Consider the following 14,941-nt stretch of genomic DNA (forward strand, 5'->3'; position numbering starts at 1 on the left):
TTGATGGGAATCCCTCTTAATCTATAATAGAAAAGATGAACATGATGATGAATGAAAAACAAAGAAGCATTCCATTTCTCATAAAACTTATCGCTGGAATTGTGGTATTTGTCGGAACATTTCTGGTTGCGATGCTTTTTGGAGCTGCTGAAACCTCAATGAAGGATGTCTGGGCAGCCCTAACTGCAACTAGTTTGGACGAAAAATCTACGATGATTCGTGAAATCCGCCTTCCCCGTGAAGTGGCGGCTATTTTTGTTGGGGCGGCATTATCCGTCTCCGGTGCCATCATGCAAGGAATGACGAGAAACCCGCTCGCTGACCCCGGACTACTCGGGCTTACTGCTGGAGCAAATGCAGCGCTGGCGGTAACACTCGCATTTTCACCTTCCACCAATTACTTCGGTATTATGATTGCGTGCTTTATCGGAGCGGCAGTTGGAGCGACGATGGTTTTTGGAATCGGAGCCATGAAGCGTGGCGGCTTTTCCCCTTTTCGCATCGTGCTGGCCGGTGCTGCTGTTTCCGCCTTCCTGTTTGCGATTGCAGAAGGGGTGGGGCTCTATTTTAAAATATCCAAGGATGTTTCGATGTGGACGGCCGGTGGAATCATCGGTACGAACTGGTCACAGCTACAGATCATCGTTCCTTTCATTACAGTTGGGATTCTGATCTCCATCTATCTCTCCAGGCAGCTGACGATCCTAAGCTTGAGTGAAGAGGTCGCAGTCGGACTTGGACAAAAGACGGTGCTGGTAAAATCGGTGCTTTTCATCGTTATTGTGTTGCTGGCAGGAGCCTCTGTGGCACTTGTCGGGAATATGGCCTTTATCGGATTGATGATCCCCCATATTGTCCGTGCGATTGTGGGGACGGATTATCGTTTCATTCTACCGATGTCTGCAGTAGTTGGTGCTACATTCATGCTACTTGCCGATACAGTTGGCCGGACATTGAACGCTCCATTCGAGACACCTGTAGCAGCCATCGTGGCACTGCTTGGATTGCCTTTCTTCCTCATCATCGTACGTAAAGGGGGCAAGGAATTCTCATGATACATCCATCTTTGATCAGAAAGCAGCGCTTGATCCTTGTTTTGCTTGCTTTGCTTGTTCTTCTAACGGTCGTCGTAGGAATCGGGATCGGCTACTCCTCTGTGTCCTATAATCGACTACTGCCTACATTGCTCGGAAACGGTACCTTCAAGGAAGAATTTGTCCTATTTTCCATTCGGCTGCCAAGAATCATCATTACATTTTTGGCTGGAATGACGCTAGCGTTAGCGGGGAGCATCCTGCAAGGAATCACCCGGAACGATCTGGCCGACCCTGGCATTATCGGGATTAATACTGGCGCCGGAGTGGCTATCACTGTATTTTTCCTATATGTCCCAATTGAAGCGGGATCCTTTGTCTACATTCTCCCACTTGTAGCTTTTATAGGGGCATTGCTTACAGCCTGCCTGATTTATCTCTTTGCCTACAGCAAGCAGACAGGACTGCAGCCGGTCCGACTTGTGCTGACAGGTGTCGGATTCTCCATGGCCCTCTCAGGGATTATGGTTGTCCTTATTTCCAGTGCAGACAGGGAAAAAGTGGACTTTATTGCAAAATGGCTGGCAGGAAACATCTGGGGGACGGACTGGCCGTTCATACTGGCTCTTCTTCCATGGCTGATTGTACTTATTCCGTTTACCCTTTATAAGGCGAATAGACTTAACCTGTTGGCATTGAATGAACCGGTATCGGTGGGAGTCGGCCTAGCAGTGGAAAAAGAGCGGCTGATCATGCTCTTTACCGCTGTAGCACTTGCAGCCTCCGCCGTTTCTGTAACAGGAGGCATCGCATTTGTCGGGCTGATGGCTCCTCACATCGCCAAAGCGCTCGTCGGTCCGAGAAACCAGCTTTTCTTGCCGGTAGCAATCCTGATCGGCGGCTGGCTGCTCCTCTTTGCAGACACTTTAGGTCGCAACCTCGTCGATCCAAGCGGCATTCCTGCCGGTATAATGGTCGCGTTAATTGGCGCACCGTACTTCATGTATTTGTTGTTGAAGAAGTAAATAGCGGGTCCTGACTCCAAGGAAAATTCTTATGAGGCTGTCATGACTCATCTTACTGGGAATGAGGGCATCATTCGGAGCTTTTGATTCCTTCACTACCTTATTTTGTGGCCGGTGAGGGCATCATTCGGGGCTTTAACAAACTATAGATGGAAGGTAACATTTATAAGATGCATCCCTCCATCTATTATTAAATTATTAGTCTAGCAACAGTTCCATAAACCACTTTGCACAAGTGTACGCCTGCTCCCACTCCGGATCATGGTCTTCTAAGCTCCAGCAGGTGGAGAGGATCCCCATGGCTACGCCAGCCTTCAAGAGTCGCTCTAGATTAAGCGATAATTCTTCTGTAATCCACTCCACCCGTTGTAATAGCAGCTGTTTTGGATTTTCCTTTGTTAACAGATGGTTGGTCATGAAGGAAATAAGGTCAAAATACGGATCCCCCACCACCCCTTTCGGATCGATGGCAAGCCAGCCTTTTTCCTCATCGTAAAGTATGTTTTCATGATGAAGATCTCCGTGAAGTAACTCCATCCCTTTTGTGGTTTCCATTATTTCTGCAAAATATCCTTGAGCCATCTCTATGTAACGTGCTTCAATGGGGCCATTCCCATCTGGATGCATGTTGTGATAGCGGCTTAGCCCCGATGCCCAGTCAAGGATGGTCGGACTTTGGCACTCTTCAGGAACCGGTCTGCGAATCGCCTTCCACACCACCAAAAACTGATGGACGGCAGCCTTTTCATCTTTTTCCCCAGACAGCATCGTACCTGGCAAAAGCTTCTCGAGCAGCATGGCACCACGCTCCTCATCCACCTTCAACAGTCTGGCACACCCCTTTCCTCCATACACATTAAGCGTGCGAATCTCATTCGAAAAATCAAAAGAAGGAACACCAAGCTTCAGCATAACAGGACTACCCTCCCCATCCTTGGCATGTAAAACATAGTTGTAAGATAGGTTGGAAACCGGACCTTCAATCTGCAGCTTCCATTCTTTTTCACAGAACTGTATAGTCGACGCCACATTTGTCAGCCATACCTTTCCCGCTTCACCGAAAACAACTACCATTTTCTTTTGAAACCATTCTGGAATATTCATAGCTTGCTACTCCCCCTTCTAATCATAAAAAGGCATGCCACTCTCTCCCGGCATGCCTTTCTGAGCTATTGCTTATACACCTATATTAATATTGTTCGGCCGTTCTTTCTTTTCCTGAATGAAATTAAGGATGAAAATTGATGTGACGATGATGACTCCTGCTATATCTGTAAAGGTTTCCGGAATGATCATCATCAATGCCCCGGCTCCCAGCACAATACGTAACAGTGCGTTCAGGCTGGTTCGGAAATATCCTTCAATAGATGCGCTCAATGCAATGATTCCCACCACCGCTGTAATGGTGATCATGGTGATATCTAGTATAGATGCCATTGGGAATTCCTTTGCATTGACCGCCGCATCTGTTGCATCGATCATCAGCATCGCTGGATTATAGACGAACAGATAAGGAATCAGGAATCCGGCAGCAGATAATTTCAATGCTGTGAACCCTGTGCGCATCGGGTCTCCACCTGATATACCCGCTCCCGCAAAGGCTGCCAGGGCCACCGGTGGGGTGATATTGGCAAAAATCCCGAAGTAGAACACGAACATATGGGCAATCAGGATCGGAATCCCAAATTCTGCTAAGGCAGGTGCCGCCATCGTTGCCGTGATGATATAGGCAGGGATGCTAGGCAGTCCCATTCCCAAGATCATGGATGCAATCATCGTAAAAAACAGCGTCAGGAACAAGGATCCTGCTCCCAGACTTGCGATGGAGGATGTCATGACATTCCCAAAGCTTGTCAAGCTGACTACCCCTATGATGATCCCGACTACCGCACAGGCTACCATGACAGATAGAGATTGCCTTGCACCATCATTCAATGCCTGCAGGATATCCATGAAGGACATGCGCGTTGTTTTTCTGAATGCCGCCACCACTACTGTGGAAACGATTGTATAAAATGCTGCATGACCAATCGGAACCCCTTGATAGAGCAGCACGATAAGGAACACGATCGGCAGCAGCAGATGTCCTCGCTCCTTCATGATCTCCCCTACCCGTGGCAGATCAGCCTTCGGAATGCCTTTCAGGTTTTCCCTGCCAGCCCTGAAGTGCACCTGCATGATTACAGCCAAAAAGTAGAGCACAGCCGGAATCAAAGCGGCCAGCGCTATTGTTCCATATGCCACACCAGTGGTTTCGGCCATGATGAAGGCGCTGGCACCCATGATTGGCGGAAGGATCTGTCCACCGACCGAGGCACTCGCTTCGACCGCTCCAGCGAAGTTCTTGGAATACCCGATTCTTTTCATCAGCGGGATGGTAAAGGCTCCTGTCCCAACTACGTTTGCAACTGCCGCTCCGTTGATGCTTCCCATGAAACCACTGGAGATGACGGCCACTTTTGCAGGACCACCCTGTTTATGCCCTGCAAGCGCCAAGGCAAGGTCGTTGAAGAATTGACCCATCCCAGAACGCGCCAAAAACGCGCCAAATAAAATAAAAAGAAAGATGAAGTTGACGGAAGCTCCGATGGCAGTGGAGTATAATCCTTCCGTCTTCAAATATAGCTGACCAAAAATGTCTCCCAAGTCATAAGGGCGTGTCATCATCTTGATTGGCATCCAGCTCATATGGCTGAAGAACGGATATGCCAGGAACACCAGCGCCAATAACGGCAGGATAATACCTGTTACGCGGCGGGCACCTTCCAATACAAGGAGAACCGTCAAAATGGCGAGCACAATATCCATGGTATTTGGAATACCACCACGGGAGGTTACAATCGCTTGGTACTCCACGATAAGATATCCTGCAGACCCTAGTGCAAGAACAAATAAGATCCAGTCATACCAGGCTATTTTACTGCGGTCCTGATTTTTTGTTGTAGGATAAAGAAGGAAAATCAACGCCAGTCCAACCGCAACATGAAGCGATCGCTGCTGTAGTGCAGGTATAGGGTTAAAGGTAACGTATAAATGGAAAAGAGAATAGAGAATGGCAATCGCAGAAACAACAAGGACGGTTTTTTTACTGGCAAAATGACGCACCTTTGATTCGGCATCATACTTTTCCAGTATCTCCGCTTTTTTGTCTTCTGTAATCTCATCCTTTTCTATGTTGTCGTGCTGTTTTTTTGAATCTGTCACTTCTTTTCACCTCTTAGATACTGCCATAATGGTAGTTTTATAGCTTTAATTTCTACAGTTTCATAGTCTTCCACGAATGTATATAAGGGGATGGACCGACCTTCGAGATAGAGTGTGGTTTTCACATTTTCGGATACGCTCAATGGAAGGTTTTCCATTTTCTGATTGATTTTCATATGGACAAAGCCATCATTGGAAGGAATGATTTCTCCCGTCGATGGAGTCCCTGCACCGAAGGTTTTAAAGCGTGTCCGGACAAGTAAAAGACCGTCATCTCTTCTCTCATAGGTTTCAAACCACGGTTCTTTTTCGACGGAATGAATCCAGCCAAGCTCAAATGTTTCTTCTTTCAGGAAAAAGCTATCCTCTTTAAAGGAAACCTGAGTGACAGGTACCTTTACCAAAAGGAGAACGAGGAGCACTATAAGTAATACAGTGCTCCCCACCATGAAACGTTTACTGTTCATCGTAAAATTTCTTTGCTCCTGGGTGGACCGGCGCCACCATGCCTTCCTGTGCCTTTTCTAAAGATACTTCAGTCGCTGCCTGATGAGCATTGCCAAGCGTCTCCAGGTTATCAAAGAATGATTTTGTCAGCTTGTATACATCGTCTTCACTCAACTCGCTGCTTACCACAAGTGCGTTCATGATGGCAGCTGTCGGAACAGCTTCCGCATTTCCATATGTGTCGGCAGGAATTTCCATTGCAACGAAGTATGGCTGATCGTTTGCGATTTTTTCGATATTGGCTGGATCTACAGACACCATTTTGATATCAAGCGTTTTGGAAAGTTCCAGAACCGATGCATTCGGAAGTCCGCTTGTTAAAAATGCCGCATCAATTGCACCTGACTTCAATCCGTCTGCCGCTTCTGCATAGCCGAGGTAATCCACTTGGATATCATCGTATGTAATACCATGACCTGCAAGGAGATTACGTGCGTTCACTTCCACTCCTGAGTTCTGGTCCCCTACAGCTACACGTTTTCCAACCAGGTCTTCGATCGTTTCAATTCCGGAATCCTCTGTTGTGACAATCTGAACATAGTTAGGATACAAAGTGGCAACCTGCTGCACATTATCCACTTTTTCAGAGAAGTTTCCAGTTCCATTCACTGCTTCTGTCAGTACATCACTCATGACAAATGCCATTTCGATTTTTCCTTCTTTGATCAAGTTGATATTTTCCACGGAAGCACCAGTTGCTTGTGATTTCGAGTTGATACCAAATTCATCGGAATATTCATTTGCAAGGGCTGTCCCAATAATATTATAAGGACCTGATGAACCACCCGTTGCGATGGTGACAATGTTCGTCTTCAAGCCATCCTCTTTATTGCCTGAGCTTTCGTTCCCCCCACAGGCTACCAGCATGGTGCTAGACAATAGAACGCTTACAATTACAGAACCAACTTTTTTGAATTTCATCCAATTCCTCCCCTTTGCCAGATAAAATAGTTCTAAATTAGTTTAGCAGAATAATAGTTAGGCTTCAATTAATTTTTACATTTTTCTGGTTATTTAAGCAATTCAGTTAATACTGCTCACGTAGAAAGGTAATCTCCCGCTCAGTATGGAACTATAAATAGTAGAAAAGGGGGCATGGAACATGAAAAAGAGAAAACTGGTAATGGGAACGGTCAGTGGGCTACTTTTGTTGTTTGGAGCCGTAACAGGCTTCCAGGCACTGACCCTGGAGTCAAAGCAGCCAACTGCCAAACCGACAGCTGTAAGAATAGACAAAGATAGGGCCCTGCAGCATTTATCTGAAGCGATCACCTATCAAACTATTTCCTATGAAGACCGTACAAAATTTGATTTTAGCGAATTTGATAGATTCATTGAATTTCTGCAAACCAGCTACCCTTCAAGCCACGATGAACTGGCATTAGAGCGGATTAATAATTATGCACTTCTCTACAAATGGGAGGGTTCCGACTCCTCCTTGAACCCAATTGGCCTGACGAGCCACTATGATGTCGTTCCGGTTCTCGAAGGGACAGCAGCAAATTGGGAGCATGAGCCGTTCAGCGGATTGGTAACCGAGGATGCCATCTGGGGGCGCGGTACCCTCGATGATAAAATTGGCGTCATCGGAATTATGGAGGCTGTTGAGTACCTCATTAAAGAGGGATACCAGCCAAAACGGGATATGTACTTCATGTTTGGCTTTGATGAGGAGATCGGCGGCGAGGAGGGTGCGAAGGCGATTGCAGAAACGTTAAAGAATAGAGACATCCGTTTTGATTTTGTCATGGATGAAGGAGGTGCCATTGTGGAAAACATGGTCCCGGGGGTTTATCAGCCTGTCGGGGTTGTAGGCGTTTCTGAAAAAGGCTCGGCTACAGCGGAATTGACCATTGAAGGAAGCGGCGGCCACTCCTCCCAGCCAAAGAATCAAACAAATATCGGTAGGATCGCCCAGGCGATTGCCAAACTCGAAGAAACCCAGTTTCACGCTGAACTTAGAGGGCCGGGGGAAGATCTTTTTGAGTTTGTTGCACCGGAAATGAACCCGGGAATGAAGTATGTATTTGCCAATAAAGCGATCTTCAAGCCGGTCATTGAACATATACTTTTGCAGGAGCCCGCATCTGCAGCCTTGATCCGAACCACCATTGCCCCGACGATTTTCCGAGCAGGCGAACAGTCCAATGTGCTGCCGGAAAAAGCGTCTGCCGTCATCAATCTGCGCCTGATGCCCGGTGACTCCTTAGAGGATGTAAAAAGCTTTATTGAGAAAACAATAGATGATAAACAAATAAAGATAACGGTCAGCGGCAGCGAGGCCACCAAAGTATCCTCTGTGGACGGTTGGGAATTCACCTCTATCCAACAGGCAGCACGGAATGTCTATAAAAATGCCATCATCGCCCCCTATCTGATGGTTGCAGGGTCGGATGCCAAGCATTACGACTTGGTGTCAAACAACACCTACCGCTTCCTGCCTGTACAGATTACGGCGGAGGATTTGAACCGCATGCATGGCACCAATGAGCATGTCAGTATCGACAATTATTTGAATGCTATTAAGTTCTATGCAGAGTTAATCAAAGAAACCAATAAATAGAATTTTTGCTGCATCTTCGGCTACAATGAAGGAAAGCATATTAAAAAAGTGTGGTGCAAAATTTGTTTAAGCTATTTTTAATTGAGGACGATACAAGCCTTTTCAGTGAAGTAAAAGAGCGCCTCTCCCAATGGTCCTATGAGGTACATGGAGTAACGGATTTCAGCAGCGTGTTCCAGGAATTTGTCGAGATAAAGCCTGACCTTGTCATCATCGATATTCAGCTCCCTAAATACGATGGCTTCCATTGGTGCCGGATGATCCGGAGCCATTCGAATGTTCCGATCATCTTTTTGTCTTCCCGTGACCATCCGACCGATGTCGTGATGTCGATGCAATTTGGGGCAGATGACTATATCCAGAAGCCCTTCCATTTTGATGTGCTGATTGCCAAGATACAGGCAATTCTGCGCAGAGTCTATAACTATAGCACCGAACAGACCAATCTGAAGACGTGGTGCGGTGCCGCAGTCGACTATGAGAAAAATACCGTTACCAATGAGATGGGTTCCATTGAACTGACCAAAAACGAAATCTTCATTTTGAAGCTGCTGATCGAGCAGAAAAACAAAATTGTCAGCCGGGATGAGCTGATGAATAAGCTGTGGAATGATAAGCGTTTTGTCAGTGACAACACCTTGACCGTCAATGTCAACCGCCTGCGAAAACGACTGGAGGATCTGGGGTTGGGGCGAAGCATTGAAACAAAGATTGGACAGGGTTATATCGCTTTGGAAGGCAATACGCCATGATCGCCCCCTTCCTACGAGAGCGCCTAAGCTGGATCATGCTGGTTGCCTTTCTTCATCTTTTCATCAGCTTTGTCGCCTTTATCGACGCATCCATCCCTTTGATGTCTGTTCTATATATACTATTTTTGTCTTTCAGTTTTTTCCTTGTATTTTTATTCTTTCGATATAAAAAGGAAACCGAATTCTATAGACATCTGAAGGAACGTGGAAATGATCTTGACCTCTCTGCCCTGCCGAAGCCTGATAGTCCTTTTGAAGAACTTGTTGCAGAGAGTCTTAGAAGTCAATCGGAACATCTGAAACAGGACTCACACCAACATATGCAATTGCTGGATAAGGAAAAGGATGACCTTTTGGCATGGATCCATGAGGTAAAGACACCGCTGACCGCCATGAAGCTGATGATAGACCGGATGGAGGATGAAAAAAAGCGTGCTTCCCTCACCTATGAGTGGCTTCGCATCCACCTCCTCCTTGATCAGCAGCTCCACCAGAAGCGCATTCCTTTTATTGAGAAAGATCTTTATATGGAAGAAACCGATTTGGAAGACCTTATCTTTACCGAGATAAAAACCCTTCAATCTTGGTGTATCCAAAAAGGAATCGGATTCGATCTGCAGCTTGGGGTCAAAGAGGTTCTCACCGATGCCAAATGGCTTTCCTTTATCCTGAGACAACTGTTGACCAACAGTGTGAAATACAGCAGGGAGTCGGAAATTGAAATCAGCAGCTTTTTATCGGAGGGGCAGACCGTGCTGCAGGTAAAAGACCATGGACGCGGGATCGCGCTCCGAGATTTGCCCCGGATTTTCGATAAAGGCTTCACCTCGACCACCGATCATCAGGACCACGCTTCAACCGGTATGGGTTTGTATCTCGCAAAGAAAGCGGCAGACACGTTACATATCCATATCGATGTCGTATCAACCCAAGGATCAGGTTCGACCTTTACTCTCACCTTTCCGAAGAAGAATGAATTTGTCCGTGTGATGAGCAAGTGACAAAATTGTCACTTGCTTCTTCCATTTTGTAAGCCGAATCAAACGATGGGAGTGGCGCTCCTTTTTTATAATGAAAGCAGAAAAGGAGCGTGTCAGATATGACCATATTAAAAGCTGAAAATATCCGTAAAAGCTATGGCAATAAATTCAACAAACAGGAAGTGCTGAGAGGAATCGACCTGAATATTGAAAAAGGAGAATTTGTCAGCATCATGGGAGCCTCCGGTTCAGGGAAAACCACCCTTCTTAACGTGCTTTCTTCCATAGATAAGGTGAGCCAGGGAACCATTGAGATTGACGGTAAAGAGATTACCTCAATGAAAGAAACACAGCTTGCCGAATTCCGTAAATATCATCTCGGCTTCATTTTTCAAGAGTATAACCTTCTTGATACTTTAACGGTAAAAGAGAATATCCTCCTGCCATTATCCATTTCGAAAATAACCAGGAATGCAGCGGATGAAACCTTTAAGAAAGTAGCGGATGAACTGGGAATCTATGACCTCAAAGAAAAATATCCCAATCAAATATCCGGTGGCCAAAAGCAGCGCACCTCTGCAGCACGGGCATTCATCCATGAGCCGAGCATTATCTTCGCCGATGAACCTACCGGGGCGCTTGATTCAAAATCCGCCTCCGATCTCCTGAATAAACTGAGTGATCTGAACCAGAAAAGAAAAGCGACCATCGTCATGGTGACCCATGATCCGGTAGCGGCAAGCTATTGCAGCCGGGTTATCTTCATTAAGGACGGTGCCATCTACACACAATTGAACAAAGGTAACGAAACAAGACAGAACTTCTTCCAGGATATCCTGAAAACACAGGGAGTCTTGAGCGGGGTGCAGTATGAGCGTTAATCAGCTGATCTTCCGGAACTTGAAGAAAAATCTCCGGAACTACTATTTGTATGTTTTTGCATTGATTTTCAGTGTGGGATTGTATTTTGCCTTTGTTACCCTGCAGTACGATCCATCGATGGACCCAGCGGAAGGAACCATCAAAGGCGCAGCTGGTATCCGGACGGCATCCATCCTACTTGTGGCCATCGTATCAGTCTTTCTTTTATACGCTAACAAAATATTCATCAAGCGCCGCAGCAAGGAAATCGGACTTCTTCAATTGATTGGCATGACGAAAGGACGGATTTTCCGGATTTTGAGCGCAGAAAATTTTATTTTGTATTTTGGGAGCATGGTGATCGGAATTTTGGTTGGATTTTCTTTTTCCAAATTGATTATCATGATTCTATTCAAGTCTACAGGAGTGGATGCCATCGCCACCCTTCAATTCTCAACTCAGGCTCTTTCACAGACCGTAGTTGTATTCAGTATTTTGTATGTTTGCCTGATGCTGTTGAACTTTCTTTTTATTAAAAAGCAGACTATCCTCTCCCTTTTTCGCGTCTTATCTTCAACAGAGGAACAGATCAAGAAGATTTCAGTTCTCGAAGTGATCATTGGCGTAATAGGAATTGGCTTGATTGCTTCCGGCTATTTGATTAGCACCAAACTTTTTGATGGTGATTTTGTCACAACGAATGCACTATTCATTGCCATGATCTATATTCTTGGCTCGGTCATTGTAGGGACCTACCTGTTCTACAAAGGCTCTGTTCGATTTATCTTTCATTTGATCCGTAAACAAAAGAACGGCTACCTGAATATCAACGAGGTCCTTTCCCTCTCCTCCATCATGTTCCGGATGAAGTCGAATTCCTTTTTGCTCACCATCATCACAACCGTTTCTGCGCTATCCATCGGACTCCTGTCTTTGAGCTATATCTCTTACTATTCTGCAGAAAAGACCTCAGAAAACCGTGTCCCTGCGGACTTTTCTTTAACAGATGCCGAGGTGGCAGATACGTATAAGACGCTACTGAATGAGAATCACATTACCTACCAGGAAACTGTGATAGAAGTGGTGCAGGTTAGCATCAATGTTGAAGATATCATGGATGCCAATCTGGAAGAGCTGAGTTTTGATACAACATCCATGTCCCTTCCGGTTGTCAGTGATGTGTCAGTGAATATTAGGGACCTGGAACCGGAAGAAACACTATTTACCGGTTATAGTGATCTGATGCAGAAATTCATGACTTTAAAGGATGTCGGAAACATTGAATTGCAAGGGAAAACAAAAACCATACCACAAAAATATGTAGGGCTTGAAAGGGAATATCCCATCTCCTGGTACTTCACAGACGGCGGCCTTCCTGTAGCAATTGTGGATGAGACGGTATTTGAAAAATTGAAAGAAGATAAAAATACTGAAATTCAACCAGGGTCCTCCTTCTATATCGGAATTGATATCAAGGAAAAAGACAATCTTGAAAAGGCAAACAGGCTATTTGCAGAAGCCGGATTGGCTGGGCAATTCGAGCACGACTCCCGACTGGATATGAGCAATGCCACCAAGAAGTCGATGGGCCTTGCCATGTTCATTGTGGGATTCCTGGGGCTGACCTTCCTTATCACTTCCGGCTGTATCCTCTATTTCAAACAGATGGATGAGAGTGAAGAGGAAAAGTCGAACTACACCATCCTTCGCAAGCTCGGATTCACACAAGGTGATTTGCTGCGCGGGATAAGGGCCAAACAACTGTTCAATTTCGGAATCCCTCTGCTTATCGGCCTGCTTCATAGCTACTTTGCGGTCCAATCCGGATGGTTCATGTTCGGAGAGGAAGTCTGGACTCCAATGATCATTGTCATGGTCATCTACACGGGACTCTATTCCATCTTCGGACTCTTGTCTGTGATGTATTATAAAAAGGTGATAAAAGAGGCTTTGTGAGCAAATGTCTGAAACTCCAGTCCTTGTGCTGGAGTTTTTCTTTTAATTGAAACCAACTTCCACCGATATACGTATAGAGTAGTGAAAGGTGGAAATGAACATGTACATACATATTGAGGAACCAACAGAAAAAATTTCAACGAACGCCATTTCTGTATGGCGAATCAGCAATACAATCGGGCATGCCGCTGCTTTGCTTATTACAGCGATTCTATTATTCTGTGTCGATCAATTCAACTGGTACCGCTGGGTGGAAATATCCCTCTATTTTATTGGTGGATTTTTTTTCTTCTCTGCCATCTATTCCATCCTCATCGAACCAACTCTCACGCAACGCTATTGGCGCTATAAAATTGATGAGGATTTCGTCCAGCTCAAAAATGGAAAATGGAACGAAAATCATACGCTGATCCCGATGGAGAAAGTGGAATACGTCCGAACCGAGCAGGGACCTATCCTAAGGAGATTCGGATTATACAACATCGTAATTGGCACCACCACTTCCAACCACACCTTACCTGCCATTCCAAACGCGGTGGCCTTGGAGCTAAAATCACAGATTGCAACCTTTGCGAAAATCAAGGATACTGCAGGTGACGATGGGGGGGTAAAAGAATGAACGCAATACAAGATGTAAAACGACACCATCCTGCCTGGATCGCAGTGGAACTGATAACAGCTCTGAAAAATTCCGTCTTCGCTATTATCTTTCTCTTTGTCCTTAAGGCAAATTCGACCTCCAATTGGGTGGTCTGGGGGCGCTACCTTTTTATTGCTGCCGCTATTCTGACTACCATCTCCATTCTTCTGAAATGGCTGCTGCACCGCTATGAATTGCAGCCATCCTCCATTGTGGTGAAGGAAGGAATCTTTGTAAAAAAACAACGTACTGTGGCACTTGAGAGGATTCAAAATCACCATTCCAAAACCACTTTTGTGCATCGATGGTTTAATCTTACTTCCCTTACCTTGGAGACAGGAACCAGCGGAGAGGATGCAGCCATTACGTTCCCTGTTATCACAATTTTGGAAAAGGACCGGATTTTGTCCCTGTTAGTGGAAGAAAAGGAACCTTCAGAGATGGCAGATGGCGGAATACAACTTGAAAAGAAGACTCGGACTGTTCATTTTCGATCCACCAAAAAAGATCTCTTTAAAGCATCTTTCACATCCATGAGCTTTTTGGCCATCTTCCCTTTGCTTTCGGCAGTCTACTTCAACCTTGCAGATTTCTTTGATATCGAGGATTCTGCCGAAAACGCACTGGATTACCTTATTGGGCATTGGTGGATGCTATTCGTGCTCTTTGTCATCGCCATGCTGCTATCAGTTGCCATCGGATTCATTAAAACTGTAATCAAATATGGAAACTATGAAATTAGCGATGATGAGGAACGAATCTATATCGAAAAAGGGGTAGGAAGCTCTAGCAGTTTCTCCATCCAGAAGCATAAAGTCCAGGCAGTTGTCGTGGAGCAATCGATCTTGAAACGTCTTCTTGGTCTTGCCTCCATCAAACTGATCAGTGTCGGATCTGCTGAGGGAGAAGAGAAGGACACTAGCTCCCTCTACCCTTTCATGCCGAAACACGAAGCCTACGAGCTCTTGCACACCCTGCTTCCAGGCTATCCTATCGAGGAAAACATGCAACGGTTTCCGGTAAAGGTGCTATTGCTGAAGCTGATATTACCTTATTACTTCACGATATTGGTAGCTGGCGGTCTGTTCATCTTCAAACGGGAATGGATCTGGATTGCAACAGTTGTCTTCCTTCTATCGTTAATTTCAAGAATACTGGACTACTATTTCACAAGTTATATCAGAAACGGTAACACGGTACAGGTTCGCCGAGGCGGCTTCACCAACGAGACGTTCGTCACCAAACGCTCCCAGATCCAGCAGATCACCGTCCATCACTCCTGGATCCAGCGTAAATTCGGCGTCGCCTCCCTCTCCTTCATCAACCGTGCCAAACCGATGCACACCAGCGAACTTTACGGCCTATCAAAAGAAGAAGCCAGCGAATTTTATCGCTGGTACCAAGGAAGTTGACAATAAC

General features: G+C 45.7%; 13 protein-coding genes. 9 read left to right on the forward strand and 4 right to left on the reverse strand.

The genetic code is table 11. The features are described 5' to 3' along the window. Positions 1–44 precede the first annotated feature (44 nt). On the forward strand, positions 45–1,055 hold the full coding sequence (locus ACQCT5_RS18905; RefSeq protein ID WP_499644292.1) for a FecCD family ABC transporter permease: 1,011 nt from the start codon (positions 45–47) through the stop codon (positions 1,053–1,055). Beyond that, positions 1,052–2,059 (forward strand): FecCD family ABC transporter permease, encoded by a 1,008-nt coding sequence (locus tag ACQCT5_RS18910; RefSeq protein ID WP_499644149.1) that lies wholly within the window; start codon positions 1,052–1,054, stop codon positions 2,057–2,059. Before ACQCT5_RS18905 ends, ACQCT5_RS18910 begins: the two co-directional genes overlap by 4 nt. A 198-nt stretch (positions 2,060–2,257) precedes the next feature. Here ACQCT5_RS18910 and ACQCT5_RS18915 read toward each other — a convergent pair whose 3' ends face one another. The 4 genes from ACQCT5_RS18915 to ACQCT5_RS18930 all read right to left on the reverse strand — a co-directional run bounded on the left by ACQCT5_RS18915 (position 2,258) and on the right by ACQCT5_RS18930 (position 6,691). Next, on the reverse strand, positions 2,258–3,163 hold the full coding sequence (locus ACQCT5_RS18915) for an aminoglycoside phosphotransferase family protein (protein ID WP_499644151.1): 906 nt from the start codon (positions 3,161–3,163) through the stop codon (positions 2,258–2,260). 72 nt (positions 3,164–3,235) lie between these two features. Beyond that, positions 3,236–5,233: a TRAP transporter permease gene (locus ACQCT5_RS18920; RefSeq protein ID WP_499644294.1), complete on the reverse strand. Its 1,998-nt coding sequence runs from the start codon at positions 5,231–5,233 to the stop codon at positions 3,236–3,238. A 26-nt stretch (positions 5,234–5,259) separates the two neighbouring features. Then, positions 5,260–5,730: a DUF1850 domain-containing protein gene (locus ACQCT5_RS18925; protein ID WP_499644153.1), complete on the reverse strand. Its 471-nt coding sequence runs from the start codon at positions 5,728–5,730 to the stop codon at positions 5,260–5,262. Further along, complete coding sequence (locus ACQCT5_RS18930; RefSeq protein ID WP_499644155.1) at positions 5,720–6,691, reverse strand: TAXI family TRAP transporter solute-binding subunit; 972 nt, start codon at positions 6,689–6,691, stop codon at positions 5,720–5,722. The genes ACQCT5_RS18925 and ACQCT5_RS18930 overlap by 11 nt, the downstream gene beginning before the upstream one ends. Before the next feature lie 181 nt (positions 6,692–6,872). Here ACQCT5_RS18930 and ACQCT5_RS18935 point away from each other — a divergent pair, with 181 nt between their 5' ends. The 7 genes from ACQCT5_RS18935 (at position 6,873) to ACQCT5_RS18965 (ending at position 14,934) form a co-directional block, all read left to right on the forward strand. After that, positions 6,873–8,333 (forward strand): M20 family peptidase, encoded by a 1,461-nt coding sequence (locus ACQCT5_RS18935; protein WP_499644157.1) that lies wholly within the window; start codon positions 6,873–6,875, stop codon positions 8,331–8,333. 62 nt (positions 8,334–8,395) lie between these two features. Next, entirely contained in the window at positions 8,396–9,085 is a 690-nt protein-coding gene (locus tag ACQCT5_RS18940) for a response regulator transcription factor (protein WP_499644159.1), read from the forward strand. Next, positions 9,082–10,086 carry a sensor histidine kinase gene (locus tag ACQCT5_RS18945; protein ID WP_499644161.1) on the forward strand — a complete coding sequence of 335 codons (1,005 nt, stop codon included), beginning with the start codon at positions 9,082–9,084 and terminating at the stop codon, positions 10,084–10,086. The genes ACQCT5_RS18940 and ACQCT5_RS18945 overlap by 4 nt, the downstream gene beginning before the upstream one ends. 98 nt (positions 10,087–10,184) lie before the next feature. Then, positions 10,185–10,946: an ABC transporter ATP-binding protein gene (locus tag ACQCT5_RS18950; protein ID WP_499644163.1), complete on the forward strand. Its 762-nt coding sequence runs from the start codon at positions 10,185–10,187 to the stop codon at positions 10,944–10,946. Further along, entirely contained in the window at positions 10,936–12,882 is a 1,947-nt protein-coding gene (locus ACQCT5_RS18955) for an ABC transporter permease (RefSeq protein ID WP_499644165.1), read from the forward strand. Before ACQCT5_RS18950 ends, ACQCT5_RS18955 begins: the two co-directional genes overlap by 11 nt. A 100-nt stretch (positions 12,883–12,982) precedes the next feature. Beyond that, a complete protein-coding gene (locus ACQCT5_RS18960) occupies positions 12,983–13,501 on the forward strand; it encodes a PH domain-containing protein (protein WP_499644167.1) in 519 nt (172 codons plus the stop codon). Further along, the gene (locus tag ACQCT5_RS18965; RefSeq protein WP_499644170.1) at positions 13,498–14,934 is read left to right on the forward strand and encodes a PH domain-containing protein; all 1,437 of its coding nucleotides are present in this window, start codon (positions 13,498–13,500) and stop codon (positions 14,932–14,934) included. The genes ACQCT5_RS18960 and ACQCT5_RS18965 overlap by 4 nt, the downstream gene beginning before the upstream one ends. Positions 14,935–14,941: the final 7 nt, after the last annotated feature.

The sequence above is a fragment of the Sutcliffiella halmapala genome (assembly GCF_050107295.1).
Lineage (GTDB): Bacteria > Bacillota > Bacilli > Bacillales > Bacillaceae_I > Sutcliffiella_A > Sutcliffiella_A halmapala_A.